The organism is Lacinutrix neustonica (assembly GCF_026625145.1).
In the GTDB taxonomy this organism is placed as follows: Bacteria; Bacteroidota; Bacteroidia; order Flavobacteriales; family Flavobacteriaceae; genus Lacinutrix; species Lacinutrix neustonica.
Map to the genome: position 1 here is coordinate 2,600,351 of NZ_CP113088.1, position 25,523 is coordinate 2,625,873.

At 35.9% G+C, this 25,523-nt stretch carries 17 protein-coding genes and 8 pseudogenes; 18 read left to right on the forward strand and 7 right to left on the reverse strand.

What is annotated here, in order from left to right:
* Window positions 1–104: 104 nt before the first annotated feature.
* The 11 genes and pseudogenes from thiS to N7U66_RS14250 all read left to right on the forward strand — a co-directional run bounded on the left by thiS (window position 105) and on the right by N7U66_RS14250 (window position 10,048).
* Window positions 105–308: a sulfur carrier protein ThiS gene (thiS, locus tag N7U66_RS14200; RefSeq protein WP_267675873.1), complete on the forward strand. Its 204-nt coding sequence runs from the start codon at window positions 105–107 to the stop codon at window positions 306–308.
* A 48-nt stretch (window positions 309–356) separates the two neighbouring features.
* Window positions 357–2,216, forward strand: a complete 1,860-nt coding sequence (thiC, locus tag N7U66_RS14205) for a phosphomethylpyrimidine synthase ThiC (RefSeq protein WP_267675874.1) — start codon at window positions 357–359, stop codon at window positions 2,214–2,216.
* A gap of 27 nt (window positions 2,217–2,243) precedes the next feature.
* Window positions 2,244–2,845: pseudogene (locus N7U66_RS14210) on the forward strand (thiamine phosphate synthase).
* The gene (locus N7U66_RS14215; RefSeq protein ID WP_267675875.1) at window positions 2,846–3,625 is read left to right on the forward strand and encodes a hydroxymethylpyrimidine/phosphomethylpyrimidine kinase; all 780 of its coding nucleotides are present in this window, start codon (window positions 2,846–2,848) and stop codon (window positions 3,623–3,625) included.
* A gap of 109 nt (window positions 3,626–3,734) precedes the next feature.
* Window positions 3,735–4,313, forward strand: coding sequence for a thiamine phosphate synthase (locus N7U66_RS14220; RefSeq protein WP_313791241.1), 579 nt, complete (start codon window positions 3,735–3,737; stop codon window positions 4,311–4,313).
* 1 nt (window position 4,314) lies between these two features.
* Complete coding sequence (locus N7U66_RS14225) at window positions 4,315–5,088, forward strand: thiazole synthase (RefSeq protein WP_267675876.1); 774 nt, start codon at window positions 4,315–4,317, stop codon at window positions 5,086–5,088.
* Window positions 5,081–6,196 (forward strand): 2-iminoacetate synthase ThiH, encoded by a 1,116-nt coding sequence (gene thiH, locus N7U66_RS14230; protein ID WP_267675877.1) that lies wholly within the window; start codon window positions 5,081–5,083, stop codon window positions 6,194–6,196. The genes N7U66_RS14225 and thiH overlap by 8 nt, the downstream gene beginning before the upstream one ends.
* Before the next feature lie 7 nt (window positions 6,197–6,203).
* Window positions 6,204–7,271: a molybdopterin-synthase adenylyltransferase MoeB gene (gene moeB, locus N7U66_RS14235; RefSeq protein ID WP_267675878.1), complete on the forward strand. Its 1,068-nt coding sequence runs from the start codon at window positions 6,204–6,206 to the stop codon at window positions 7,269–7,271.
* Window positions 7,272–7,501: 230 nt separating this feature from the next.
* On the forward strand, window positions 7,502–8,521 hold the full coding sequence (locus tag N7U66_RS14240) for an amidohydrolase family protein (protein WP_267675879.1): 1,020 nt from the start codon (window positions 7,502–7,504) through the stop codon (window positions 8,519–8,521).
* Window positions 8,518–8,772 (forward strand): hypothetical protein, encoded by a 255-nt coding sequence (locus N7U66_RS14245; protein ID WP_267675880.1) that lies wholly within the window; start codon window positions 8,518–8,520, stop codon window positions 8,770–8,772. The genes N7U66_RS14240 and N7U66_RS14245 overlap by 4 nt, the downstream gene beginning before the upstream one ends.
* A gap of 499 nt (window positions 8,773–9,271) precedes the next feature.
* The gene (locus N7U66_RS14250; protein WP_267675881.1) at window positions 9,272–10,048 is read left to right on the forward strand and encodes a universal stress protein; all 777 of its coding nucleotides are present in this window, start codon (window positions 9,272–9,274) and stop codon (window positions 10,046–10,048) included.
* Between the two features lie 175 nt (window positions 10,049–10,223).
* On the opposite strand, the pseudogene gldD reads toward N7U66_RS14250, so the two are convergent.
* From gldD to mutY, 4 pseudogenes are all read right to left on the reverse strand, one after another.
* Window positions 10,224–10,677, reverse strand: a pseudogene (gldD, locus tag N7U66_RS22640) (gliding motility lipoprotein GldD).
* A 218-nt stretch (window positions 10,678–10,895) separates the two neighbouring features.
* Window positions 10,896–12,193 (reverse strand): annotated as a pseudogene (locus N7U66_RS14260) (gliding motility-associated protein GldE).
* A gap of 23 nt (window positions 12,194–12,216) precedes the next feature.
* Window positions 12,217–12,621 (reverse strand): annotated as a pseudogene (locus N7U66_RS14265) (single-stranded DNA-binding protein).
* Between the two features lie 117 nt (window positions 12,622–12,738).
* Window positions 12,739–13,779: pseudogene (mutY, locus tag N7U66_RS14270) on the reverse strand (A/G-specific adenine glycosylase).
* A gap of 136 nt (window positions 13,780–13,915) precedes the next feature.
* Between mutY and N7U66_RS14275 the strand changes: the two are divergent.
* A complete protein-coding gene (locus tag N7U66_RS14275; RefSeq protein ID WP_013869848.1) occupies window positions 13,916–14,206 on the forward strand; it encodes an HU family DNA-binding protein in 291 nt (96 codons plus the stop codon).
* A gap of 371 nt (window positions 14,207–14,577) precedes the next feature.
* Window positions 14,578–16,123, forward strand: a pseudogene (locus N7U66_RS14280) (Rne/Rng family ribonuclease).
* 89 nt (window positions 16,124–16,212) lie between these two features.
* On the opposite strand, the pseudogene N7U66_RS14285 reads toward N7U66_RS14280, so the two are convergent.
* Window positions 16,213–17,252, reverse strand: a pseudogene (locus tag N7U66_RS14285) (aldo/keto reductase).
* Window positions 17,253–17,483: 231 nt separating this feature from the next.
* Window positions 17,484–18,245, reverse strand: coding sequence for an exodeoxyribonuclease III (locus N7U66_RS14290; RefSeq protein WP_267675882.1), 762 nt, complete (start codon window positions 18,243–18,245; stop codon window positions 17,484–17,486).
* 175 nt (window positions 18,246–18,420) lie between these two features.
* Between N7U66_RS14290 and N7U66_RS22065 the strand changes: the two genes are divergently transcribed.
* The 5 genes from N7U66_RS22065 (at window position 18,421) to N7U66_RS14300 (ending at window position 23,942) form a co-directional block, all read left to right on the forward strand.
* Window positions 18,421–19,998 carry a hypothetical protein gene (locus N7U66_RS22065; protein ID WP_313791243.1) on the forward strand — a complete coding sequence of 526 codons (1,578 nt, stop codon included), beginning with the start codon at window positions 18,421–18,423 and terminating at the stop codon, window positions 19,996–19,998.
* A 31-nt stretch (window positions 19,999–20,029) separates the two neighbouring features.
* Window positions 20,030–20,230, forward strand: coding sequence for a hypothetical protein (locus tag N7U66_RS22070; RefSeq protein WP_313791244.1), 201 nt, complete (start codon window positions 20,030–20,032; stop codon window positions 20,228–20,230).
* Between the two features lie 97 nt (window positions 20,231–20,327).
* Entirely contained in the window at window positions 20,328–21,641 is a 1,314-nt protein-coding gene (locus tag N7U66_RS22075; RefSeq protein ID WP_313791245.1) for a hypothetical protein, read from the forward strand.
* Window positions 21,616–21,861: a hypothetical protein gene (locus N7U66_RS22080; RefSeq protein WP_313791246.1), complete on the forward strand. Its 246-nt coding sequence runs from the start codon at window positions 21,616–21,618 to the stop codon at window positions 21,859–21,861. Before N7U66_RS22075 ends, N7U66_RS22080 begins: the two co-directional genes overlap by 26 nt.
* Before the next feature lie 110 nt (window positions 21,862–21,971).
* A complete protein-coding gene (locus N7U66_RS14300) occupies window positions 21,972–23,942 on the forward strand; it encodes a heavy metal translocating P-type ATPase (protein ID WP_267675883.1) in 1,971 nt (656 codons plus the stop codon).
* Window positions 23,943–24,148: 206 nt separating this feature from the next.
* Here N7U66_RS14300 and ahcY read toward each other — a convergent pair.
* Window positions 24,149–25,449, reverse strand: a pseudogene (gene ahcY / locus N7U66_RS14305) (adenosylhomocysteinase).
* Window positions 25,450–25,523 lie beyond the last annotated feature (74 nt).

Here is a 25,523-nt window from a genome sequence, read left to right on the forward strand (position 1 = left end):
ATAAATCTGCAAATTTTCATTTGGATAGTCTTTTTCTAAAGGCTTTCTTCCTTTCAAAGTCATTAATGCCCTGTTGTTTACAGTATTAAAATACCACTGTAACTATGATAACTATTGGCATTAACGATTCTCCCCTTAACATTGACTCCAACTTTACTATTTTACAAGTATTGCAACAAATTAATGCGCCTTTGCAGGGTATTGCGGTGGCTGTAAATTCTGAGATTATTCTTCATGCGCATTGGGAAACAGCAAAGTTACAGTCCGGAGACCAAGTGCTGGTCATTCAAGCCACTCAAGGCGGTTAAAGACAACAATTCCAAACCATTACTGATTTATAAAACCATTTTTTGACTATGAAGAATAAAGACACTGCTCCAAAACAAGGCACGATTTCAAGACAAGCTTTTCCCAATTCTAATAAGATCTATGTTGAAGGTAAACTGTATCCGGAAATAAAAGTGGCCATGCGTGAAATCACCTTGAGTGACACCAAGAACTCAATAACAGGAAAATGGACACCTAACGAACCCGTGACTGTCTATGATACTTCAGGACCTTATACAGACCCTGAAAAAGAAATCAATATTCATAATGGTATTGAAAGAATTCGTGAACAATGGATTTTAGATCGTGGTGATGTTGAGCAGTTAGAGGGGTTTTCATCAGACTATTGCAACCAACGTTTAAATGATACGAGCCTAGACCACATGCGTTTTTCTTTATTAAAAAAACCTATGCGTGCTAAAAAGGGACAAAACGTAACGCAGTTGCATTATGCTAAAAAAGGCATTATTACGCCTGAGATGGAATATATTGCTATTCGTGAAAACCAGCGCATTGATGAGATGACCGAAATTAGAAAACAACATAAAGGGGAACATTTTGGAGCTGCTATTCCTTCGAAAATCACCCCTGAGTTTGTGCGCGACGAAGTGGCAAGAGGGCGCGCAGTCGTCCCTTCAAACATAAACCACCCTGAAGCTGAACCTATGATTTTAGGAAGGAACTTCTTAGTGAAAATAAATGCCAATATTGGGAATTCAGCAACCACATCATCTATTGAAGAGGAAGTAGAAAAAGCGGTTTGGGCGTGTCGTTGGGGAGCAGATAATATTATGGATCTGTCTACGGGGCAGAACATTCATGAAACCCGTGAGTGGATTATACGTAATTCACCAGTGCCGGTTGGCACTGTGCCTATTTATCAAGCTTTAGAAAAAGTAAACGGGGTTGCAGAGGATTTAACATGGGAAATTTATCGTGACACCTTAATTGAGCAAGCAGAACAAGGGGTTGATTATTTTACCATTCACGCTGGCGTATTGTTGCGTTATGTCCCAATGACCGCTAACCGTGTTACAGGAATTGTGTCTCGTGGCGGTTCTATTATGGCGAAGTGGTGTTTGGCGCATCACAAAGAGAGTTTTTTATATACACATTTTGAAGATATTTGTGAAATCTTAAAATCTTACGATGTCGCCTTTTCTTTAGGCGATGGTTTACGTCCAGGATCTGTAGCAGATGCAAATGATGAAGCGCAGTTCGCCGAATTAGAGACACTAGGAGAATTAACAAAAATTGCGCGTAAACATGAGGTACAGTGTTTTATTGAAGGTCCAGGTCATGTGCCTATGCACATGATTAAAGAAAATATGGAACGTCAAATTGAAGTTTGTGACGAAGCGCCCTTCTACACTTTAGGCCCTCTAACAACAGATATTGCACCAGGATACGACCATATTACCTCCGGTATTGGAGCGGCCATGATTGGTTGGTATGGTTGTGCTATGTTATGCTACGTCACGCCAAAAGAGCATTTAGGATTGCCCAATAAAGAAGATGTACGTGTTGGTGTCGTTACCTATAAATTAGCGGCTCATGCGGCTGATCCGGCCAAAGGACATCCGGGGTCACAACATAGAGATAATGCTTTGAGTATGGCGCGTTTTGAATTCCGATGGGAAGATCAGTTCAATTTAGGCTTAGACCCGGAGCGCGCTCGTGAATATCATGATGAAACACTGCCTGCTGATGGTGCAAAAATAGCCCACTTCTGTTCTATGTGTGGCCCTAAATTCTGTTCTATGAAAATTTCGCAAGAAGTACGTGACTTTGCTGCTGCAAACGACATTGTTGACAATGAAGTGATTAAGAAAGGGATGGAAGAAAAATCTCAGGAATTTAAAGATAAAGGCTCGGAAGTATATTTATAACTAGTAATTTTAAAAAAATACTAATTTATGATAGTACTTATCGCTCCGGAACAAGATGTCAAAGATGAAATATTAATTCTGAATCAGCTTTTTGAAGCTGGTTTAGAATATTATCATTTGCGAAAACCGGAAAATAACTATCCGGAACACTGCGTGTATTTGAACCAAGTGGATTCAAAATATCACAACAGAATTGTTGTGCATTATTTTCATGAATTGATAAATGAATTCAATTTAAAAGGGATTCATTTTCAAGAACAAAAAAGGAGAGATAACATCGATAATCCAGGTCAATACTTTAAAGGCTTGAATATGTTTGGCAAAACCATTAGCTCTTCGTTTCATGAACTAGAGGAGTTAGCGACTTGCGAGTTTGAATTTGATTACCATTTATTAAGTCCTATTTTTTCTTCCATATCTAAAAATGGATATGAAGGAAGAGGTTTCGATGTCAACCACATAGATAAGAGAATTATAGGTATGGGAGGAGTTACCACAAGCAATCTGGCTGAGTTTATAAAACTTGGATATAAAGGTGTTGGTGTTTTAGGGGGGTATGGAATAGCGCTACTCCAATATTAGATTTCAACACCATGAAAGACTATTTTTTGCAAAACAATAAAAGCTAAGTGGATACCCAGCAATACATACTAACGATAGCAGGTTTTGATCCTTCAGGTGGTGCCGGACTTACTGCCGATATAAAAACCTTTCAGGCTTTTGGTTTGTATGGCTTATCTGTATGTACAGCGGTGACTGTTCAAAATGACATCGATTTTAAAGCCGCTTATTGGGTGGGTCTTGAAGTTATTCTTCAGCAAATAGACACGTTATTTGAACGCTTTACTATTGAAGTGGTGAAAATTGGAATTGTAAAAAATTCGGAAGCATTAGTTAGTATACTCGAGCAGTTATATCAATATAATCGAACGATAAAAGTCGTTTTAGACCCTGTTTTAAAAGCAAGTGCAGGATATGATTTTCACAGTGAAGATGATCTTGGCGTACTGGATACTATTTTAGAGCGTATTTATTTAATCACTCCAAATTATGAAGAGATACAAAGTTTGTATGCTGATAAGTCTATTAAAGAAACTATTGCGCACATCAGTAGCAAAACAAAGCTGTATTTAAAAGGAGGACATCGTGAGAATAGCTTAGGTTTAGATGAGCTATATTACAATAAAACAATGCAATTAAGCATGATGCCTAGTGAAACAGTCGTTTTTCCAAAACATGGCAGTGGCTGTGTATTATCTTCAGCTTTAGCGAGTACGATCTTATTAGGATACCCCATTGAAGCCGCAGCACTGCAAAGTAAAAAATATATCGAACAGTTTTTAAGTTCAAACAAAACGCTTTTAGGAGATCATTTCCCATTATCTTCAGCGTATAAAACAAGTAAATAATATAAAGCAAGATGATTCCAAAACTTCATTATATATCCCAAGGCCGAGTGTTCAAGAACATATTGATAACATTCAAAATGCTTGTGCTTACGGAGCAGAGTTAGTACAGTTGCGTTTAAAAGCTATAGACGAAGCTGTGCTTCTCGAAGCGGCCGAAAAAGCGAGAGCAATCACGAGCCATTTTCAAACACGTTTAATTATCAACGATTATTATAAAATTGCTAAAGCCGTAAAAGCAGATGGTGTTCATTTGGGTAAAAATGATAGTTGTCCTACGGTAGCGAGAGCCTATATGGAACCTTGGCAAATTATTGGTGGTACAGCAAATACGGTCGCGGATTGTAAATCACTTATTGATAAAAAAGTCGATTATATCGGGTTGGGGCCTTTTCGTTTTACGACAACAAAAGAGAACTTAGCTCCGGTTTTAGGGCAACAAGCATATTCAGAAATTCTAAAAGCCTTAAAAACAACAACACCTATTATCGCTGTAGGTGGTATTTCCTTAGAGGCTGTTCCTGAACTTTTAAAAACGGGGATTCATGGGTTTGCTGTCTCAGAAGAAATCACAAAAAACTTCAATATAATTAGTGAGTTTAACACTTTGTTACGAGGCACGTCACTTTATGAACAACTTTGGAAACCAGATCAACCAGATCAACCAGATCAACCAGATAAAAAAGAATAGCATGACAGACGTACTTAAAATAGCAGATAAAACTTTTAATTCCAGGTTGTTTACAGGCACTGGTAAGTTTAAAAGCTCAGAACAAATGCGTGAAGCGATTAGCGCTTCTAAAAGTGAACTCGTTACGGTAGCTTTAAAACGAGTAGACCTAAATAATGACGCAGATGACATGCTGGTGCATCTCAAAGAGAACCACATTAACTTGTTGCCCAATACCTCAGGCGTGAGAACAGCAAAGGAAGCAATATTTGCTGCAGAATTGGCCGGAGAAGCTTTGGAGACGCATTGGGTGAAATTAGAAATTCATCCAGATCCTAGGTACTTGTTACCAGATCCTATTGAAACACTTAAAGCTGCCGAAGCACTAGTAAAACTAGGTTTTGTGGTGATGCCTTATATTCATGCCGACCCGGTTTTATGTAAAAGACTGGAAGACGTTGGTGTGCAATGCGTCATGCCATTAGGAGCACCCATAGGAAGTAACAAGGGATTAAAGACGGTTGATTTTTTAGAAATTATCATAGAACAAAGTAATGTTCCTGTTATTGTAGATGCCGGTATTGGCGCACCTTCTCATGCCGCTTATGCTATGGAACTAGGTGCAGATGCAGTACTAGTTAACACAGCTATTGCTGTGTCACAACACCCGGTAGCCATGGGGATTGCCTTTAAAATGGCTGTAGAATCGGGTAGAATGGCGTTTAATGCGAAATTAGCTCCAGTAAAACAACGGGCAGAAGCCAGTAGCCCTTTAACCTCTTTTTTAGATGCATAATTTTAAAGCGGTTTTTGATTTATATGATTGGGATACGCTCGAAAAAGAAATTTACGATTGCTCTGCTCAGGAGGTTCAAGGGGTATTGTTTAAAGATAAAATCACATTAGACGATTTTAAAGTTTTGATTTCTCCTGCGGCAAAGCCTTTTATTGAGCAAATGGCACAACGAAGTCATGCGTTAACGAAGAAGCGATTTGGAAATACAATCCAGATGTATATCCCAATGTACCTATCAAATGAATGCGCGAATATTTGTACGTATTGTGGCTTCAGCATGACGAATAAAATCAAAAGAAAAACACTTTCAGATAAGGAAATACTTCAAGAAGTCGCCCACATTAAAAGCTTGGGGTACAATCATATTCTTTTAGTCACTGGTGAAGCAAATAGAACTGTGGGCGTTTCGTATTTAAAAAACGCAATTCGTTTAATTCGTGAACACTTCTCAAATATCAGTATTGAAGTGCAACCCCTGGATCAGGAAGAGTACGAAATCCTAATAAAGGAAGGCTTATATGCCGTACTAGTCTATCAAGAAACCTATCATAAAGCAACCTATAAAACACACCATCCAAAAGGTAAAAAATCTAATTTTGATTATCGCCTAGAGACTCCAGATCGCTTAGGTAAAGCTGGGATTCATAAAATTGGATTGGGTGCTTTATTTGGATTGGAAGACTGGAGAGTCGATAGTTTTTACACAGCACTTCATTTAAAATATTTGCAGAAGACCTATTGGAAAACGAAATACTCAATATCTTTCCCTAGACTGCGACCACACCAAGGTGAAGTTGAACCAAAAGTAGAAATGACAGATGCTGATTTAGTACAATTAATTTGTGCTTACCGCTTATTAGATGAAGACTTGGAATTATCGATGTCTACGCGAGAAAGTGAAATTTTCAGAAATAATTGCATCAACCTCGGAATCACTTCTATAAGTGCCGAATCTAAAACAAATCCCGGTGGTTATGCGGTTGCGCCGGAATCTTTGGAGCAATTTGAAATTTCAGATGAAAGAAATACCGAAGCCATAAAACAAATGATACAATCGCAAGGGTATCAAGTGATTTGGAAAGACTGGGAGCGAAATTATTCAGAATGAATGTCAAATGAATTTATCAACAGCAGAAAAACAACAATACAATCGCCATCTCATTCTTGAAGACATCGGGGTAGAAGGGCAATTAAAATTGAAGCAAGCTAGTGTGCTGGTAATAGGTGCTGGCGGATTGAGCTGCCCTGTGTTACAATATTTAACGGCAGCGGGCGTGGGCAAAATTGGTATTGTAGATGACGATACTGTAGACCAGTCCAATCTTCAGCGCCAAATACTATACAATCATAAGGATATTAGAAAAAATAAAGCCGAAGCTGCCGCTAGTCATTTGCAATTATTAAATCCGTTTATCTCCTTTGACACCTATAATGCAAGACTGACAAAAGAGAATGCCTTAGCGCTATTCAAAAAATACAGTATTATTGTGGATGGTACAGACAATTTCCCTACGCGTTATTTAATTAATGATGCTGCTATATTGTTAAAAAAACCAGTAGTATTTGGTTCTATATTTAAATTTGAGGGACAAGTTTCGGTCTTTAATTATAACAATGGTCCTAGCTATAGCTGTTTATACCCAACACCACCGAAGCCAAATGAAGTTCCGAATTGTTCTGAAATAGGCGTGCTAGGCGTGCTGCCGGGAATCATAGGAAGCTTGCAAGCCAATGAGGTTCTAAAAATCATCCTAGGGCTAGGAAATGTACTATCGGGTAAATTATTGACTTTTAATGCTTTGTCAATGAAACAAACGATCTTTTCTTTTAAGAAAAATACTACCGTTCGCATGGAAGCATTACAGGAGGATTATCAAGCGTTTTGTGGCATACCTAAAGTAACAAAAGAAATAAGTTTTGAAGAATACAAAGCGCAATCTTCACATTATAATCTTCTCGATGTTAGAACACAGCGTGAACGCGAGGAATGCCATATAAAAAGTATTCATATTCCTTTGGCTGAATTGGCTTTAAGGGTGGGTGAAATCCCTCAAGACAAGTCGCTTTTAGTATTTTGTAAATCGGGAGTTAGAGGCAAATTGGCTATTGAAATACTTCAAAATAAAGGTTTTAAAGAAACCCTTGTAAATTTAAAAGACGGATTGCTAAACGGGGTACCGTAGTCTTTGAAAACAGTATGGATTCTAGTGTGTTTCTCATACTATTTGTGGTCAATACAAGCTCTATACTAAAGAGTATGAAACGTTTCCTCTTTTCTCGATACTAAGCTTAGTTCTATACAATTAAGACGGCGTAAATAACAAGACGTGTTTTATCCTGTAAATACACATGGAAAACCATATATTTATTGCTAAATGACACGTTAGCGACCATTAAAAAAACAACAACAAGAATGAAAAAAATAGGCATTATAATCATTACACTTCTTTTTACTTTTCAAGTATTCGGTCAAAACAAAAAATTACTGATTAAAAATGTAACCATTATACCACTACATATTAATCAGTTATTAGAAAATAAAGATGTCATTTTAATAAACGGAGAAATTAAAGAAATTAGAGATCATATAGAAAAAGACACCACCACCTACGATTTAGGAATAATTGATGGACATGAAAAATATCTAATTCCAGCATACGCAGATGCACATGCGCATCTTCCGGAAAAGGAAAACCTAAACGCTTATTTCTTAATGAATTTACTTAATGGTGTTACTACTCTACGTTCAATGCGGGGGGAAATGTGGCATTTAGAAATAAATAAAAAGGATGCGTTCACCCCAAAACTCATTCTTTCTTCTCCGCCAAGTTCTAGAAACGATAACCTATCGGAAATAGAGGCTAATAACATGATTTCAGCGTACAAAAAGGCTGGCTTTGATTTTATGAAAATCCTCTCTGTAAAAGATGAACAAACATTTGACTATTTAGTAGCATCTGCGAAAGCTAATGATTTTCAGCTTGCTGGGCATTGTCCTTCCAATGTGGGAATTTTTAAAACCTGTAAAACCAATGTTTTTCAAAGTATTGAACATTTGGGCGGTTTTTTTCAACTTACCAATGTAGCAGAAATTAATTCAGCCATCAACTTATCTATTACAAAAAATGTTTACCACTGTCCAACCTTAGATTGGTACTTTACTGGACAGGTTTCAGAAGAAGAATTACAACACCGTTACGGAGTTCCGTTTTTGCCAACTAAAATGGTGAAAAATTGGGAGGGTAAAATAGCTGCTCACAATGTGAAAACGACCAAAGATGAAAGAGAGACCGAAAGAAAAAAGAGCGAAAATCAATTTAATAAGCGGTTAGATTACTTGAAATACATATACAGGCAAGGCGGGAAGTTGCTATTAAGCCCGGACGCTTCGGGATTTATGGTATTCCAGGGTTTGGCATTCATACAGAAATGAAACATTACGCAAATGCGGGCATTTCGAATTTTGATATTCTTAAAGCGACTTGTTATAATTTATCAGAAATGCGGTCTTCACAAAACGAATGGGGCACTATTAAGGTAGGTGCAAAATCAGATATGGTATTGCTAAATACTAATCCTCTTAAAAATATTGAAAATGCAAAAAATATAAATGGCATAATATTTAATGGCATGTTTTACTCAAAAACGGAGTTAGAAGAAAAACTAAACTTGGAAAAACGTTAGCTGACTGAATAAGTCTAAAGAAATGCTAACTGACTGATCAAAATAGTTTTAAAAAAAAATCTTTTTAGGAGACCATATCAAACTATATAAAGTTTCAAATAATAGTTGTTGGAATACTATTGCTTGTTCTTTTAATTTTAATAATTGGAAGCGTCATTTTTAATTAATGCTGAGTTCAACCCGGAGTGCAACATAGTAATAAATGAATTGCTGGTTTTAGCCTATTTGAAAAAATCGCAAGCTAGCGCTCGACTGAGAGGAGTAGACGGGAAGGCTACCCATTATTAAAACAGGAAAGCGACAGCTAAATAGATGGATTTTGTTTATTTTTAATCTTAACTTATCGCAGAGGAGCGCCACTTGAGTAATAGTAATAAAACTTGTTTTATTTCATATAATTCACAGGATAAGCCATATATTTATTGTAAAATAATGCGTTGTAGGTAAGCTAAAAAAATGTCACATTGAAAACAGAAGGAAATTTATTCTGAAGAGCATTATGAAAAACATACTCCTGCCAATATCGTTTTCAGAAACGTCAAAAAATGCGCTATACTGTGCTAACTTGATTGCAAAAGAACATGGAGCAACTCTAAGTTTACTGCATTGTTATTCAGGTTACGAATACAATAGAGAGCATGATTTTGGGGCATTAGGTTACGATGAAGGGGTTAGACGGATGTTGAAAACGTTTTATACAAAAAACATTAGTAGTATAGAAAGACAACCAATCATACTATTAGCCTGCGAAGGGTCTGTTTCTGATAATATTAGTGAAATTAGTCATGAATATGAATTGCTCGTTTTGAGCAGAAGAACGGGTGATCTATCAATATCCAAGATAGGGTTTAGTGATAAATTATTTTATTTGACCACGAAGTCACCTTGCCCCGTTTTGCTTCTCCCATCCAATAGAGCGGTTTATTCCTTTTCTGAGGTTAAAAACATATGGCATATTCAGAGAAAGGATATTGAGACAGATTTGGTTAAACTTCAACTATTAAATTTAAATATTAATCCAAATTTGGTTAAATCCAAATCATTGCAACAAGAAACCTTCCTTTCCCTATTTTGGCAAAATATTGTTAACTATGCTAAGAACCCTATTGATTCGGAACTAAAGAGAATCACAGAATCATACGCTAGTGAACACATTGATCTCTTGATTTTAGTAAATCATAGAAAAGGAATTTTTGAAAATTTTTTGAAAGATGATACGTTCCGGATTATTAGTCAATTTGACATTCCAATTTTAGTTCTACAATCCAATAAATGATACACAAATGATTCAGCATATCTCTAAATTTTGATTGGCTTTAGTGGTGATCTTCAATTTTATGAAATGCTATCTTTCGAGTATTACATTACTCATATTCAGTATTTCAATAATTTCTAATAGAATATTTCCAGTGCGAACTAATAAAAGCTGACTTAAACCACATCTTACTAAGCTATTCTTTCCACTCCAAGCTCTCCATAATTTGTCTAATATCTTTTTGCAAATAATGGGCTGCAGGTAAAATGGAATCGTAATTCGGTTTGGCGTAAAAATAAAGGGAGCCTATTAAAAAGTGATTAATACTATCGGTCACATAAAACTGAGACTGTGAGGCGGCGTTACCATCAACATCGTAAAACATACCAAAAACACGACGCTCGGGATTTTCATACACAAACTCCTCTATAGCATCAGCTTTTTGCGTGTGCTCTTGTGTGAAATTTTGTGCATCCCGCAGAAAGGTCGTTAAGTGGTCTCGGGTTATTTTCAATAGCTTTATACGTTAAGTAAATGGTGCCTTTAAGGTTTGGGTATTCAATATTTACACCATAACTATTCGTTTCACCTTTTAAAGTTTTTGTTTTTAAATGTTTTCCTAATGCATTACGATCAAAGGTAAATGGCATTTTGGCAATATCCTCTTTTTTGTAGATAGCTTACGGGTAGTCTAAACGTAAATAAGCTTTAGGCTTAGGTGTCGGGTCTTCGGTGCAGCTTGTTATTAGACCTATTAACATGACAAGTAAAATAAAATGTTTAATAATTGCTTTCATAATTTTCAGTCGCAGTATTTCTGTCTATGGCCTTCAGTCTTTTCACTAATACCTATATTCTCTTGTCTAAGTTAAGGTAAAGAAACTTTAACACGCTTAATGCGTTTTTTATCAAGAGCCTCAATAGTAAAAACGTAATTTTCGTAATTTATTTTACCACCTTGTCGTGGGAAACTTCCTGAGATTTCTAAAATAAATCCCGCGATAGTCTCTGCTTCTCCCTTTTTATCTTCAAAAATAAAGTCTTCTTCTAGTTTTATAATTTTATAAAAATCTTTTAAAGTGGTTTTGCCTTCAAAAACATAGTTTTTATCATCTAGTTTTGAATAGATAATGTTTTCGTCATCAAATTCATCACTAATATCACCAACTATTTCTTCAATAATATCTTCTAAAGATACTAAGCCTGAGGTGCCGCCATACTCGTCGACCACCACCGCCAAATGCACTTTCTTTTCTTGAAACTCTGCCATTAAATCATCCAGCTTTTTATTCTCAGGGACAAAGAAAGGCTCTCGTAATAAGGTCGTCCAATCAAATACTTGTTTGTCAATGTGAGGCAGTAAATCTTTAACGTATAGAATTCCTTCTATAGTATCTATATTATCGGTATATACTGGGATTCTAGAAAAACCATTTTCAATAACCTCAGGGATAATTTCAGAATAACTCTGCGTTTTATTTAAGGCGAAAATATCTAAACGCGGCCGCATAACCTGTTTAGTATCGGTATTTCCAAACGACACGATGCCTTTCAATATTTTATGCTCTTCTTGAGTGGTATCGTGCTCACTGGTTAATTCTAAAGCTTGTGAGAGTTGATTGACACTAAGGTTAGATTTTTGTCTCCCTAATTTACTATGGATCCCTAAAGTAATGGCCCGCATAGGGGTGCTTAATGGGGAGATTAAAAAATCTAAAACACGAAGGGGGAATGCCATAAATGTAGCAAATTTCAAGCTGTTTCTGCTGGCGTATACTTTTGGTAAAATTTCACCAAAGAGCAAAATCAAAAAAGTAACCACAACCACTTCTAAAATAAACTTTATAAGAGGGTTGGCTATACCGCTAAAAATGATATTACCTAAAAAAGCAAAAAGGATTACTATGGCAATATTAATAAAATTATTAGCGACTAAAATGGTGGCTAACAGTTTTTTAGGTTTTTCCAGTAACCTGGTTATTATGGCCAATGCTTTTGATTTCTGGTTATCTTCAGGTTCTAAATCTGAACGTGTTAATGAAAACAAGGCAACTTCAGCCCCGAAATTAATGCAGAACAAAGGAGCAATATAAATAACAGTATAAAACTGGGGATTATCGAAAAATCGATGGAGGTTATATATAAGAACGTGGGTTCAGGATCCAAAGGAAAAAGGTTTAGTTAATAATTTAGAAAGGTAAATCGTCATCACTTTGTGCTTTACCTAAAGCTTCGGGTTTGGCTTCTGTTGGTTTTTGTGTTACAGCAGATTCACTTTCTTTTTTAGTGGTTAAAAAAGTGAAGTCGGTGGCTTGAATTTCTGTACTATAGCGATCATTTCCGAGTCATCTTGCCATTTTCTCGGTTTTTAAACGCCCTTCTATATAGACTTTATCCCCTTTGCTTAAATATTTTTCACAGATTTCTGCTGCTTTATTGCGAAGTACAATATTATGCCACTCTGTATTCGTTACTTTTTCATTGGTGCTTTTATTAGTATATGTTTCATTTGTTGCTAAGGGAAAGCGACCCACACAGCCACCGCCTTCGAAATAGTGCATTTTCACTTCATCCCCCAAATGCCCAATGAGCATCACTTTATTTAATGTTCCGAGACATAATTTACTTTTAAATGTAATAGCAAAATTACAGTTTTACTATTGATAAATTTAAATTTAAGAAAAAAAGAAAGACTTAATGCTTTTAAAAACTTAAAAATTAAACTGTTCGATAAAATTACCTATTAAAATGGGGACAGGGAAATCATGAATTTGGTGATGTGAGATACCATGAGCTAAACCAGATTTTAATGATACGATCCAGAATTTGGTGTATAAATGCTGATGCGATAATTTATGGATGATGTCTTGATCATTATATAGAGAGAGAGTAAAAGTCTTGTTTTTTAATATACTGAGCGCTTTTAGCTGGTCTTCTATTGCTGAAATTTCAATTGGTTTTTCAGATTCGATTAAAGGAAATTGATACAGATTTTGCCGAGATACCACTGCCTTCTCGTTGTTCTAAGATGGTTTTTCCGTCTTCCGAAAGTATCACGATAAAATTAAAGTATTTCTTTTTTGCTTTTAAAGCCTTCAGCTTAACTGGTAAAATATCAATAGCATTTTCTACTAGACCTTTACATGTACTATTAAAAGGACAAATATTGCAGTCTGGGTTTTTTGGTCTGCACAATCGGCACCAAACTCCATAATGGCTTGATTAAAGGTTGCGGGGTGTTTTTGGTCAATTAATTCTTGAGCTAAAGCTTTAAATTCTTTAAAACCTTTACCTGTATTAATAGGAGTGTAAATGCCATAAATTCTTGATAGCGCTCTATACACATTACCATCAACGACCGCTGTGGGTTCATTAAAACTTATGGAGGCTATAGCACTAGCGGTATAATCACCCACGCCTTTTAATTTTATTAGGTCGTTAAAGGTGTTTGGGAATACACCACCCAGGTCCTCTACAATATATTTTGCAGAGGCATGTAAATTGCGGGCTCCGGAATAATAACCTAAACCTTGCCATAATTTTAAAACTTGAGATTCTTCGGCTTTAGCGAGATCAAAAACAGTAGGGTAATTGGTGATAAATGCGTCGTAATAAGGCAAACCTTGAGCCACTTGTGTTTGTTGCAAAATGATTTCTGACAACCAAATAAAGTAGGGGTTTGTAGTGTTGCGCCAAGGTAAATCGCGCTTATTAACTGAGTACCAGTTGATTAATTTTTTAGAGACGTTCATTTATTAAAAAAGATTCGTTTGCAAAAGTAAATCTTTATAGCATTAAATTTTAATGAATTAGGTTTGAAATATTGAATATTAAATGCCTATATTTGCGCACCCTTAAAAGAAATAATAACCCAAATAAGAAAAGAAAATGACTAAAGCTGATTTAGTAGCAAAAATTTCTGAGAAATTAGGAATTGAAAAAGGAGATGTGCAAGCCACCGTTGAAACATTCATGGAAGAAGTGAAAACATCTTTAGAAGCTGGTGATAATGTATACCTAAGAGGATTTGGTAGCTTTATCATTAAAACAAGAGCTGAAAAAACTGGTAGAAACATTTCTAAGAATACAACTATCAAAATACCAGCACATAATATTCCAGCTTTCAAACCTGCAAAAGTGTTTGTAGAAGGAGTAAAAACTAACGTTGACGTAAAGTAATTACAACATAAACGAATTATTAATTTAAAACCAAAGATCTTATGCCAAGTGGTAAAAAAAGAAAAAGACACAAGGTTGCAACGCACAAGCGCAAGAAAAGAAGACGCGCTAATCGTCACAAGAAGAAGAAATAATTCAAAAAAGTAGTTTTTTAAACTACTTTTTTGGTTTGTTAAAAACAATGTTCTTTGAAAACGAACTTAACAAGACTTACGTAAAACCTTGCGTGTAGGTTAAGTTCTTCGGATTTTTTAAAATCCTGTGAATGTCTCATTTACATGAGACATGAGACTATTCGGTAAAATGTACCGAATAAAAAATGTATAATCCATCTGTTATATCTAACGGTGTAATGGATTAAAATTAACAGTATGAATAAAGAATTGATTATTAGATCTAATTCTGAAGGTGTTGATTTTGCCTTATTAAAAGATGGAAAACTAATTGAATTACATAAGGATGAAGATAGTAACAACTTTGCTGTTGGCGATGTGTTTATAGCCAAAATTAGAAAAGCTGTTCCTGGACTGAATGCTGCATTTGTAAATGTAGGTTATGAAAAAGATGCCTTTTTGCATTATCATGATTTAGGTCCAAAAATATCTTCACTCTTAAAATTCACGAAAAGTGTAAGCACAGGTAAATTAAATGACTTTTCTTTAAAAGACTACCCATTTGAAAAAGATATTGATAAAGACGGCAAAATTGCTAATGTCTTAAAATCAAATCAATCGATGCTGGTACAAATTGTTAAAGAACCTATATCTACAAAAGGCCCAAGAATAAGCTCTGAGCTTTCTATAGCTGGTAGATATATTGTTTTAGTCCCTTTTTCAGACCGTATTTCTATTTCACAAAAAATAGAGGATAAAGCTGAAAAAGACAGACTTAAACGTTTGGTTCAAAGCATCACTCCAAAAGGTTTTGGAGTCATTGTACGTACAGTAGCCGAAGGCAAAAAAGTAGCCGAATTAGACAAAGATTTACAGAATTTGCTTGGTCGTTGGACCGCAATGTGTAAAAAATTAAATAAAGCACATCATCCTACAAAAGTATTGGGTGAGTTAAATAAAGCCTCTTCTATTTTAAGAGATATATTTAACGACAGTTTTACGGGTATTCATGTAGACGACGAAGCGCTTTATATTCAAATTAAAGATTATGTGCAAGAAATTGCACCAAACAAAGAATCAATAGTCAAACTGCATCAATCTAATGTTCCAATTTATGAAAAATTTGGAGTAGAAAGACAAATTAAAACCGCTTTTGGAAAAACGGTTTCCATGGCTAAAGGGGCTTATTTGGTAATAGAACACACCGAAGCACTGCACGTTGTAGATGTTAACAGTGGTAATAGATCCAATAAGTCTAACTCTCAAGAAGACACAGCCTTAGAAGTTAATTTAATTTCTGCCACAGAGGTTGCTAGACAACTTCGTCTGCGTGACATGGGCGGTATCATTGTTATAGATTTTATTGACTTAAATAAAGCGGATAACAGAAAAAAACTCTATAATCATCTTCGTGATGAAATGAAAGATGACAGAGCCAAACACAAAATATTACCTCCAAGTAAGTTTGGATTGATTCAAATTACAAGACAAAGAGTACGACCGAGAAATGAACATTAAGACTAGGGAGGAAAATCCTGATGCCATTAATGGAGTAGAAGTCGAAGCTCCTATTGGAATATTATCTAAAATCAATCACGATTTAGAAATGTTATTAAAAAAAGACTATACTAAGGTGACCTTAAACACACATCCTTTTATAGCAGCCTTTCTTACAAAAGGCTTTCCATCTATTCGTTCAAAATGGTTTTTTGAACATAAAAAATGGGTCAAAATTCAACCTAGAGATGCTTACACATATTTAGAATATCATTTTTTTGATAAAAATGGTAAACAAATTAAATAACTAGTAAAAAAGCCACATCATACGATGTGGCTTTTTTTGTTTTCAATTTAGAATGATTATAATATAAGGCGAGTATAAAAGTATGACTCTTAGGGTGCTGGATTAGGGATTATGGAGTGAATGGCATTGATATCAAGTAATAATTCATCGCTTAAATCTATAGTGATACTAGCAATATTTTCCTTGAGTTGCTCCAAAGTTGTTGCTCCTATAATAGTACTCGTAACAAATGGTCTTTGATTTACAAAGGCTAAAGACATTTGGGCAAGAGATAGGTTGTTTTGTTCTGCTAAAGCCATGTATTTTTGTGTTGCTGTTGTCGCTTGCTCGCTGCTATACCTCGCAAAACGAGGGAATAATTTTAATCGGGCAGTGTCTCCAGCAGTATTTTTTATATACTTTCCGGAAAGCACACCAAACGCCATGGGCGAGTAGGCTAATAACCCGATGTTTTCTCGCATGGAAATTTCGGCCATATCGCCTTCGTAAACACGATTTAATAAGGAATATGCATTTTGTATTGTAATGGGTCTTGGTAGGTTTTTGTTTTTTGATTCCTCTAAATAGCGCATGGCGCCCCATGCTTTTTCATTCGATAACCCAATGTGACGTACTTTTCCTGCTTTGACAACCTCATCAAGGCCTTCTAAAACGTTTTTAAAGTTGTCTTGCCATTGGTCATCTGGATGGTGTTGATAATCTCGAACCCCAAAAGTGTTGGTGGTACGCTCTCGGCCAATGCAATTGGTATACATCGATATAATCTGTTTGTAACCTTTTTAATTCTAAATCAACCGCTTCTTTTATAGCGTTTTTACTAAATCCCGTCGTGCGAATATGAGCCGTGTAATCTCCTGGCCCAGCGATTTTTGAAGCCAATATGATCTTATCTCTATTTCCGGATTTTTTTCAACCAAGTACCTATAATTTCACTTGTCCTACCTGAGGTCTCGGCAGTGGCAGGGACAGGATATAATTCTGCAGTGTCTATGAAATTAACACCTTGATCTAGTGCATAATCCAGTTGCAAATGCCCTTCTGCCTCTGTGTTTTGGTTTCCCCATGTCATGGAACCTAAACAAATTTTACTAACTTTTATATTGGTGTTTGGTAATGTGGTGTATTTCATAATGGGTGTTACTTAATTTTTATATAAAGATAAATCCTGCGAACAGTTTAACACGCATGAGGTTATTTAAATGTTTGTTAAGATTCTCCCTAAAAGCTAATGTATAAATTTTTAAAGACACCCTGCAGGTGTAGTCTTTGAAAGGGTCCTTTTTTGCTTTTGGTACACAAAATGGCATAGTATACAGTCTGAGGGTTTAAGCTAAGCATTCTGAAATATAGGCGTTAAAGGCTATACCTCTAATTCCAGTAAAATAGGACAGTGGTCGCTGTGCTTTGCTTCGGTTAAAATAACAGATCTTATAATTTTATCCTGTAAAGGTTTTGTAACCATGGCATAATCTAAACGCCAGCCTTTATTATTAGCACGCGCATTAGCACGATAGCTCCACCAACTGTATTCCACCCTTTCCGGATGCAAAAAACGGAAAGAATCTATGAGCCCAGTGTTTATAAAAGCACCAATCCATTCGCGTTCTACTGGTAGAAAACCGGAAACGTTTTTCATTTTAGGATTGTGAATATCTATGGCTTCATGACAAATATTATAATCCCCACAAACGACTAGGTTTGGAATAGTAGCACGCAAACCATTAATATATTCTTGAAATTCTGCCATATAATTGAGCTTGAAGTCTAGGCGGTCGAGATTCGTTCCGGAGGGCAAATAAAGACTCATGACAGAGACATTATCAAAATCAACACGCAGATTTCTACCTTCGAAATCCATAGATTCAATACCAGTACCATATTCAACATGATTAGGTTTCGTTTTACTCAAAATGGCCACACCACTGTAGCCTTTCTTTTGTGCACTATACCAATAATGATAGTTATAACCTGCTTCTTCAAATATAATAAGGTCCAATTGCTCTTGCATGGCTTTTATTTCTTGAAGGCAAACCACATCTGCATCGGTACTTTTTAACCAATTAATAAAACCTTTATTAAGCGCAGCGCGTATACCATTGACATTGTATGAGATGATTTTCATTACTTTTTAAATAAAATTGATGAGATCCCAATTTACCTTGGGACAGTACGCTTGTTTTAAAGCGAACTAATTTCAGCTAAAATAAATAATGCCTTACTTTTACACCATTAAATGCTAACGATTTTAAACACAAACTATCAACAAAATATAAATCCGCGTTTTTAGTTAACTATATATGAAGATTACCGTTTCTCTTTTATTTCTTTTATTTGGAAGTTTTGCCATCGCGCAAGAACAGGAGTCCAATTATAAGCAGAAAACGGTGGCCTTTGCAGAAACGATTACTATTGATAGCGTAAGCATTAATTCAAAAGATTTTAAAATAACTTTAAAAGACGCCACTATTTTAGACAGTACGTTTTACGACGTGGATTTCAGTAAGGCGATTCTTAAATTTACAAAACCTGTTGAAACCGATTCTATCCGTATTCATTATTTAAGATATCCTGATTTTTTAACCAAAACCTACCAACAGTTTGATGAGGCCATCATTGTGGAAAATAATAAGACACTAAATCAATTGTATCGTATTTCTCAACCCAATACTGAAACTAATTTCACACCTTTTGATGGCTTAACAACTAGTGGCAGTATTTCTCGCGGGGTGACTATTGGTAATAATCAAAACTCTGTTTTAAATAGTGAATTGGATCTTCAAATAACAGGGAAATTGAACGATAAAGTCTCCCTTCGAGCCTCCATTCAAGATGCTAATATTCCACTGCAGGAAAGTGGGTATTCGCAGCGATTGGATGAATTTGATCAAGTTTTCGTTGAAATTTTTAGTGACCGATGGAACATTCGTGCAGGGGATATAGATTTGGAAAATAAAGACGCCTATTTTGGAGCGTTTTCCAAGCGCGTGCAAGGCTTGTCGTTAGGAGCTCGATTGGGCGAAGACGCGTCCCAAACACAGTTGTTTGCTGCAGGCGCCATCGTTCGTGGCCAATTTACAACCAGTCAGTTTACCGCGCAGGAAGGCAATCAAGGACCTTATAAATTACAAGGGCCAAATGGTGAATTATTTGTACTCATTGTATCTGGTAGTGAAACGGTTTATGTTAACGGCATTGTGGTGAATCGTGGTGAAAGTGAAGATTATATTATTGACTATAATGCTGGCGAAATTATATTTAATGCTACATTTCCCATCACCTCAGAAATGCGTATTACGGTAGATTACCAATTTAGTGATCGAAATTATTCCCGTATAGTGGCTTACGGTGGTGGAAAGTATCAGTCTGATAAATTAAAAATAGGGGCTTCAGTCTATTCAGAAAATGATGCAAAAAACAACCCGTTGCAACAAAACCTGTCTTCAGAACAGGTGGCTATTTTAAGTCTAGCTGGAGACGATAAAAATCAAATGGTAGCACCGTCGGAAGTAGAAGAAGGGTTTAACGAAAACCGTATTTTATATAAAAAAGAACTGATAAATGGAGTAGAAGCTTTCGTGTTTTCAAACAACCCGGAAGACACTTTATTTAGTGTGCGTTTTACAGATGTAGGAGACAACCAAGGGAATTATGTTATTGGTAGTATCAATGCCATTAATACCATTTATGAATATGTTGCGCCAATTATGGATGTGCCGCAAGGTCGTTTTGAGCCTATTGTACAATTGGTTGCCCCTGTCAAATTACAGTTGGCAGTTATAAATGGCAGTTATATGCCATCAGAAAAAACAAATTTAAACTTTGAAGTGGCAGCCAGTAAAAATGATTTAAATTTATTTTCACGGTATTGGCGATGATGATAATAATGGTTTGGCTCTTAAACTAAATATGAAGCAATCTTTAGTTAAACAAGATAGTTTATGGAATCCGGAGGCCTTTATGGATGCCGATTTTATTCAACAAGAATTCAGAAATATAGAAGGGCTTTATAATCCAGAATTTAACCGGGATTGGAACATAGACGCGCCTTCTATTTCACGGTCTCAACAGCGATTTAGGGGATCAACTATTATTTTCTACCGGGGTTAGAACGTTTCATAGTAAAAAAGGAATTTCAAGCTATTTATTTGAGCATTTAAGTTATTCAAATGGGTTTAAGGGCAATAGGCACTCCTTAAATGCACGGTTGTTTTTTAAAGAAAAACTAACGCTATCTACGAACACCAGTATTTTAAAAAGTAATTCTTCGCAAACCACCTCTACGTTTTTACGAACCCATAATGAGGCACGGTACAGTTTTAAAAAAGCATGGCTCGGCGGACGTTTTTCTGCAGAGAATAACGAACAAAAAGCTGTAATCACAGATTCTCTTACTCCCGTTAGCCAACGATTCAACGCTTATGAAGTTTTTACGGGTGTTGGAGATAGTACTTCCGTTTTTACAGAAGTGGGATACAAGTATAGAGTAAATGACAGTTTAAGAAACAACACTCTAAAACGTGTTAATAATTCTAACACCTACTATTTAGACTCACGGTTTATTAAAAACAAGCGCACCAATTTATCACTCTATGTCAATTATAGAAATTTAAAAAGTGACGATGAGCCGAATGCAGATGAGCAATCTTTAAACTCTAGATTGCAATACAGTCAGCAATTTTTTGAAAACAAGGTGCAATGGACGACTGTTTTTGAAACCAATTCAGGGTCTTTACCACAACAAGATTTTACTTATGTAGCCGTAGAGCCCGGACAAGGGGCTTACACTTGGAACGATTACAATAGTAACGGTATTCAAGAATTAGAAGAATTCGAAATTGCGCAATTTCAAGATCAGGGGAGTTACATACGTGTGTTGTTACCCAATCAAATTTTTATTAAAACGCATCAAAATAGACTGAGCCAAACGGTAACATTAAACCCAGCGAACTGGATCAATGAGCAAAGTAATAGTAAGAAATTTTGGTCTCATTTTTATAACCGGACCAGTTATTTAATAGATCGAAAAATAAAGCGCGATGGGAATAATTTTAATATTAATCCTTTTGAAAGTGATAAAGAGAACCAGTTAGGGCTTCAACTTAATTTTAGAAACGTGTTGTTTTTTAACCGAGGGAAACAAAATTATACAAGCTCTTATACTTTTTTAAATAATTCTTCTCGAAATGTCTTGTCTGTTGGTTTTATCGCCAACGCCTTATCGAGTCATCAATTGAATTTCAATCATAAATTTGCCAAGAGTTGGTTATTTAATTTTTTAACTGGTTTTGATACGAATGAAAGTGAAAGCGAAAATTTCACAAGTAAAAATTTTAAGATTGATGAGTCTCGGTTTAATCCGAAGTTATCCTATTTATTAAACGATAACGCACGATTTGATGTGTTCTATCAGTACACAAATAAAGACAATATTATTGGAAGCAGGGAACGTTTAAAACAACAAAAATATGGGATGTCTTTTACTTTAAATAAAAATGCCAAATCGGCTTTGTCTCGGTGAGTTTAATGTATTTTCAAATACATTTGAAGGCAATGCCAATTCGCCTGTGGGGTATCAAATGCTGGAGGGGCTACAAAGGGGGAAGAACTTTACTTGGAGCTTTTTAGCCCAACAAAAAATAACAAAGTTCTTAGATTTGAATCTCACTTACTATGGCAGAAAGACAGAGACGAGTAAAACCATTCATACGGGGAATGTACAGCTAAAAGCGTATTTTTAATATATTCTTTCTAAAATGGTTTTCTAGCAAATTGTAAAAGATCTCTCAGGATATTATAATATGAACGCCATAGGATTTCATAGAGAGCAATAATTTAAATAGCCTAATTAATGATTAAAAAAAAAGACCACGACCATACTAGTCACCTCATCTTTGGAAAGCGCACAGAACTTTATTTCGCCATGCTTTGTGGTGCATTCTTAACCATGGGTTTTGCTATAGACAAAGGATTCCATTATCCGCGTTGGGAGGCAATACTAAGTTATGCAGTAGCCTACTTTTTTGGGGGTTATTTTATTTCCATTGAAGCCTTCAAGAAAATAAGTAAAGGCGGTTTCGATATTGATTTTTTAATGATAGCTGCGGCTATTGGGGCAGCTTATATTGATAGTTGGGCAGAAGGGGCTTTGCTTTTGTTTCTGTTTAGTTTAGGACATGGTTTAGAGCATTATGCGATGAATAAAGCTCAAAAATCTATTGAAGCTTTAAGCGATTTATCACCAAAAAAGGCATTGGTAAAAACGAATGGTCAAATTGTTGAAATACCCATTGAAGACTTGAAAATTGGTGATATCATAGTGGTAAAACCCAATTCAAAAATCGCAGCAGATGGGGTCATAATATCTGGAAACAGTAGTATTGATCAAGCTCCAATTACAGGAGAAAGTATTCCTGTAGACAAAACAGCAATGCCTTCAACAGAACAATTGCCGGATTTTGAACACATCGATAAAAAGCATATTGCATTTACAGGAGCAATCAATGGCGATAGCAACATAGAGGTTCGGGTGTTAAAGCTTAGTCAAGACTCGACTGTTGCAAGATTAATTAAAATGGTAAGTGAGGTCGAAACTCAAAAATCACCAACACAACGCTTAACTAAAAAATTTGAAAAGTGGTATGTGCCTGCGGTTTTACTCGTGGTCACGCTGCTCTGTTTTGCCTATTTGGTGGTTGATGAAACTTTTAGAGAAAGTTTGTATAGAGCCATCACAGTTTTGGTTGCAGCAAGCCCTTGTGCCTTGGCTATTTCTACCCCGAGTGCAGTGCTTAGCGGTGTTGCAAGAGCAGCTCAAAAAGGGGTGCTCATTAAAGGGGGGAAGGCTTTAGAAGATTTAGGAACCATTACCACTATTGCATTCGATAAAACAGGAACGCTAACAGAAGGCAAACCTAAGTTGACTAATGTCATTGCTTTAAATCATTTTGAAGAACAAGAGTTGCTACAAATCGTTCTAGAGGTTGAAAGCCTAAGTAATCACCCTATAGCAAGGGCAATAGCAAAGGATATTGAAAAGCTTCACAATGTAAGATTTAAAGATCTTGCGAGTGAAATTGAAGCCATACAAGGAAAGGGTATTTCTGCGAAATATAGCGGTTCGAAAGTTTTAATTGGAAATTTGCAATTGATGCTCGGTGAAGGGTTAACTGTAGATGCCAATATAAAATCAAAGATGGATGTACTATTACAAGAGGGCCATACCATGATGTTAGTGGCGTTTAAAAAGGAGGTCATTGGTTTAATAGGGGTGATGGATGTGCCCGGAAAGACCGCTGCAAATACATTAAAAAAATTGAAAGCCATTGGCATTAAGCGCATGGTAATGCTTACTGGAGATCATCAAAATGTAGGGGATGCTATTGCAAAGCAAATAGGTTTAACCGAAGCAAAAGGCAATTTGTTGCCGGAGGATAAGGTTGCCGAAATTAAGAAACTATTGGCTTCAGACGGAAAAATAGCTATGATAGGCGATGGTGTTAACGACGCGCCAGCAATGGCTTTAAGTACCGTTAGCGTGGCTATGGGTGCTGCAGGGAGTGACGTGGCTTTAGAAACAGCAGATGTCGCACTCATGTCTGATAAAATTGAAAATCTGCCCTTTGTTATTGGGCTTAGTAGAGCCTCAAAACGCATTATAAAACAAAATATTTTTATTAGTTTGGGCGTTGTTGTTTTTTTAGTTCCAGTCACCATTTTGGGACTTACTAATATTGGTTTGGCGGTTTTATTTCATGAAGGATCGACAGTAATAGTGGTTTTAAATGCGCTAAGATTGTTGGCTTACAACAAGCAGTTTTAAACTATGACAAGCAGGGTTGAAATGCCATTTGAGTGTTACTTTCAAAAAGAGTTTTGTTTTTATACCCGCTCAGAGGGATTAATATTTCAGGAATATTCCTTGTTTTTAATATCGACGAGGGTTTAAATTAAACTATAAAAAAACGCCCAAACTGATAAGTTTGGGCGTTTTTTAATGAATGTCTTATTGTTTTAATATCTGTAATGTTACGGCTTATATGGGCCATCAACGCTTACACCAATATATTCTGCTTGGTCTTTTTTCAATTCAGTTAATTCAACACCAATTTTCTCTAAGTGTAATTTTGCTACTTTTTCATCTAAATGTTTTGGTAACATATACACATCATTCTCGTATTTATCGCTGTTTTTCCACAATTCAATTTGAGCTAAGGTCTGGTTTGTAAAAGAGTTACTCATTACAAAACTTGGATGACCTGTTGCACAGCCTAAGTTCACTAAGCGGCCTTCGGCTAAAAGAATAATGTCTTTTCCATTAATAGTATATTTATCTACTTGAGGTTTAATCGTGTCTTTGGTATGTCCATGATTTTTGTTCAACCAACCCATTTGTATCTCATTGTCAAAGTGACCAATATTACAAACAATAACTTTATCCTTCATGGCTTCGAAATGTTCAGCTCGAACAATATCTTTATTACCAGTAGTTGTAATTATTATATCACTATTTCCAACTACAGTTTCTAATTTCTTTACTTCAAAGCCGTCCATTGCAGCTTGTAAAGCACAAATAGGATCTATTTCTGTAACCGTTACAATACTACCCGCGCCTTTAAAAGAAGCAGCAGTACCTTTACCAACATCGCCATAACCACAAACAGTAACACGTTTTCCAGCAAGCATAATGTCGGTTGCACGACGAATTGCATCTACCGCGCTTTCTTTACAACCGTATTTGTTATCAAATTTTGATTTGGTAACACTATCGTTTACATTAATAGCAGGCATCGTTAAGGTGCCGTTTTTTACACGCTCATAAAGCCTGTGAACACCAGTCGTTGTTTCTTCAGATAAGCCTTTAATACCCGCTGATAATTCGGGTACTTGTCTAAAACCATATTAGTTAAATCACCACCATCATCAAGAATCATATTTAGTGGCTTGCGATCTTCACCAAAGAATAACGTTTGTTCAATACACCAATCAAACTCTTCCTCTGTCATGTCCTTCCATGCGTACACAGCAGTTCCTGCATCTGCAATGGCAGCAGCAGCTTGATCTTGCGTAGAGAAAATATTACAAGAACTCCAAGTTACTTCTGCACCTAATGCCTGTAGTGTTTCAATTAAAACAGCTGTTTGAATAGTCATGTGTAAACAACCAGCGATACGCGCCCCTTTTAAAGGCTGCTCATTATTATACTCTTCACGTAAACTCATTAAACCAGGCATTTCTGCTTCAGCTAATTCGATCTCTTTTCTTCCCCAAGCCGCAAGCGACATGTCTTTTACCTTATTAGGTACGTAAGCAACAGTTTTTGTACTCATAATTGTATATTTGTCTGTATAATTTAAGACCACAAAGATAACTAATACATTTCAGAATATTAAATGCCTCTTTA

Coding starts and splice junctions, on each gene's coding strand:
- N7U66_RS22065 (WP_313791243.1), top strand. CDS start 18,421: ATGAAGATTACCGTTTCTCTTTTATTTCTTTTATTTGGAAGTTTTGCC.
- thiS (WP_267675873.1), top strand. CDS start 105: ATGATAACTATTGGCATTAACGATTCTCCCCTTAACATTGACTCCAAC.
- N7U66_RS14240 (WP_267675879.1), top strand. CDS start 7,502: ATGAAAAAAATAGGCATTATAATCATTACACTTCTTTTTACTTTTCAA.
- N7U66_RS22070 (WP_313791244.1), top strand. CDS start 20,030: ATGAAGCAATCTTTAGTTAAACAAGATAGTTTATGGAATCCGGAGGCC.
- thiH (WP_267675877.1), top strand. CDS start 5,081: ATGCATAATTTTAAAGCGGTTTTTGATTTATATGATTGGGATACGCTC.
- N7U66_RS14225 (WP_267675876.1), top strand. CDS start 4,315: ATGACAGACGTACTTAAAATAGCAGATAAAACTTTTAATTCCAGGTTG.
- N7U66_RS14275 (WP_013869848.1), top strand. CDS start 13,916: ATGACTAAAGCTGATTTAGTAGCAAAAATTTCTGAGAAATTAGGAATT.
- N7U66_RS14245 (WP_267675880.1), top strand. CDS start 8,518: ATGAAACATTACGCAAATGCGGGCATTTCGAATTTTGATATTCTTAAA.
- N7U66_RS14300 (WP_267675883.1), top strand. CDS start 21,972: ATGATTAAAAAAAAAGACCACGACCATACTAGTCACCTCATCTTTGGA.
- thiC (WP_267675874.1), top strand. CDS start 357: ATGAAGAATAAAGACACTGCTCCAAAACAAGGCACGATTTCAAGACAA.
- N7U66_RS14290 (WP_267675882.1), bottom strand. CDS start 18,245: ATGAAAATCATCTCATACAATGTCAATGGTATACGCGCTGCGCTTAAT.
- N7U66_RS14250 (WP_267675881.1), top strand. CDS start 9,272: ATGAAAAACATACTCCTGCCAATATCGTTTTCAGAAACGTCAAAAAAT.
- N7U66_RS22080 (WP_313791246.1), top strand. CDS start 21,616: ATGCCAAATCGGCTTTGTCTCGGTGAGTTTAATGTATTTTCAAATACA.
- moeB (WP_267675878.1), top strand. CDS start 6,204: ATGAATTTATCAACAGCAGAAAAACAACAATACAATCGCCATCTCATT.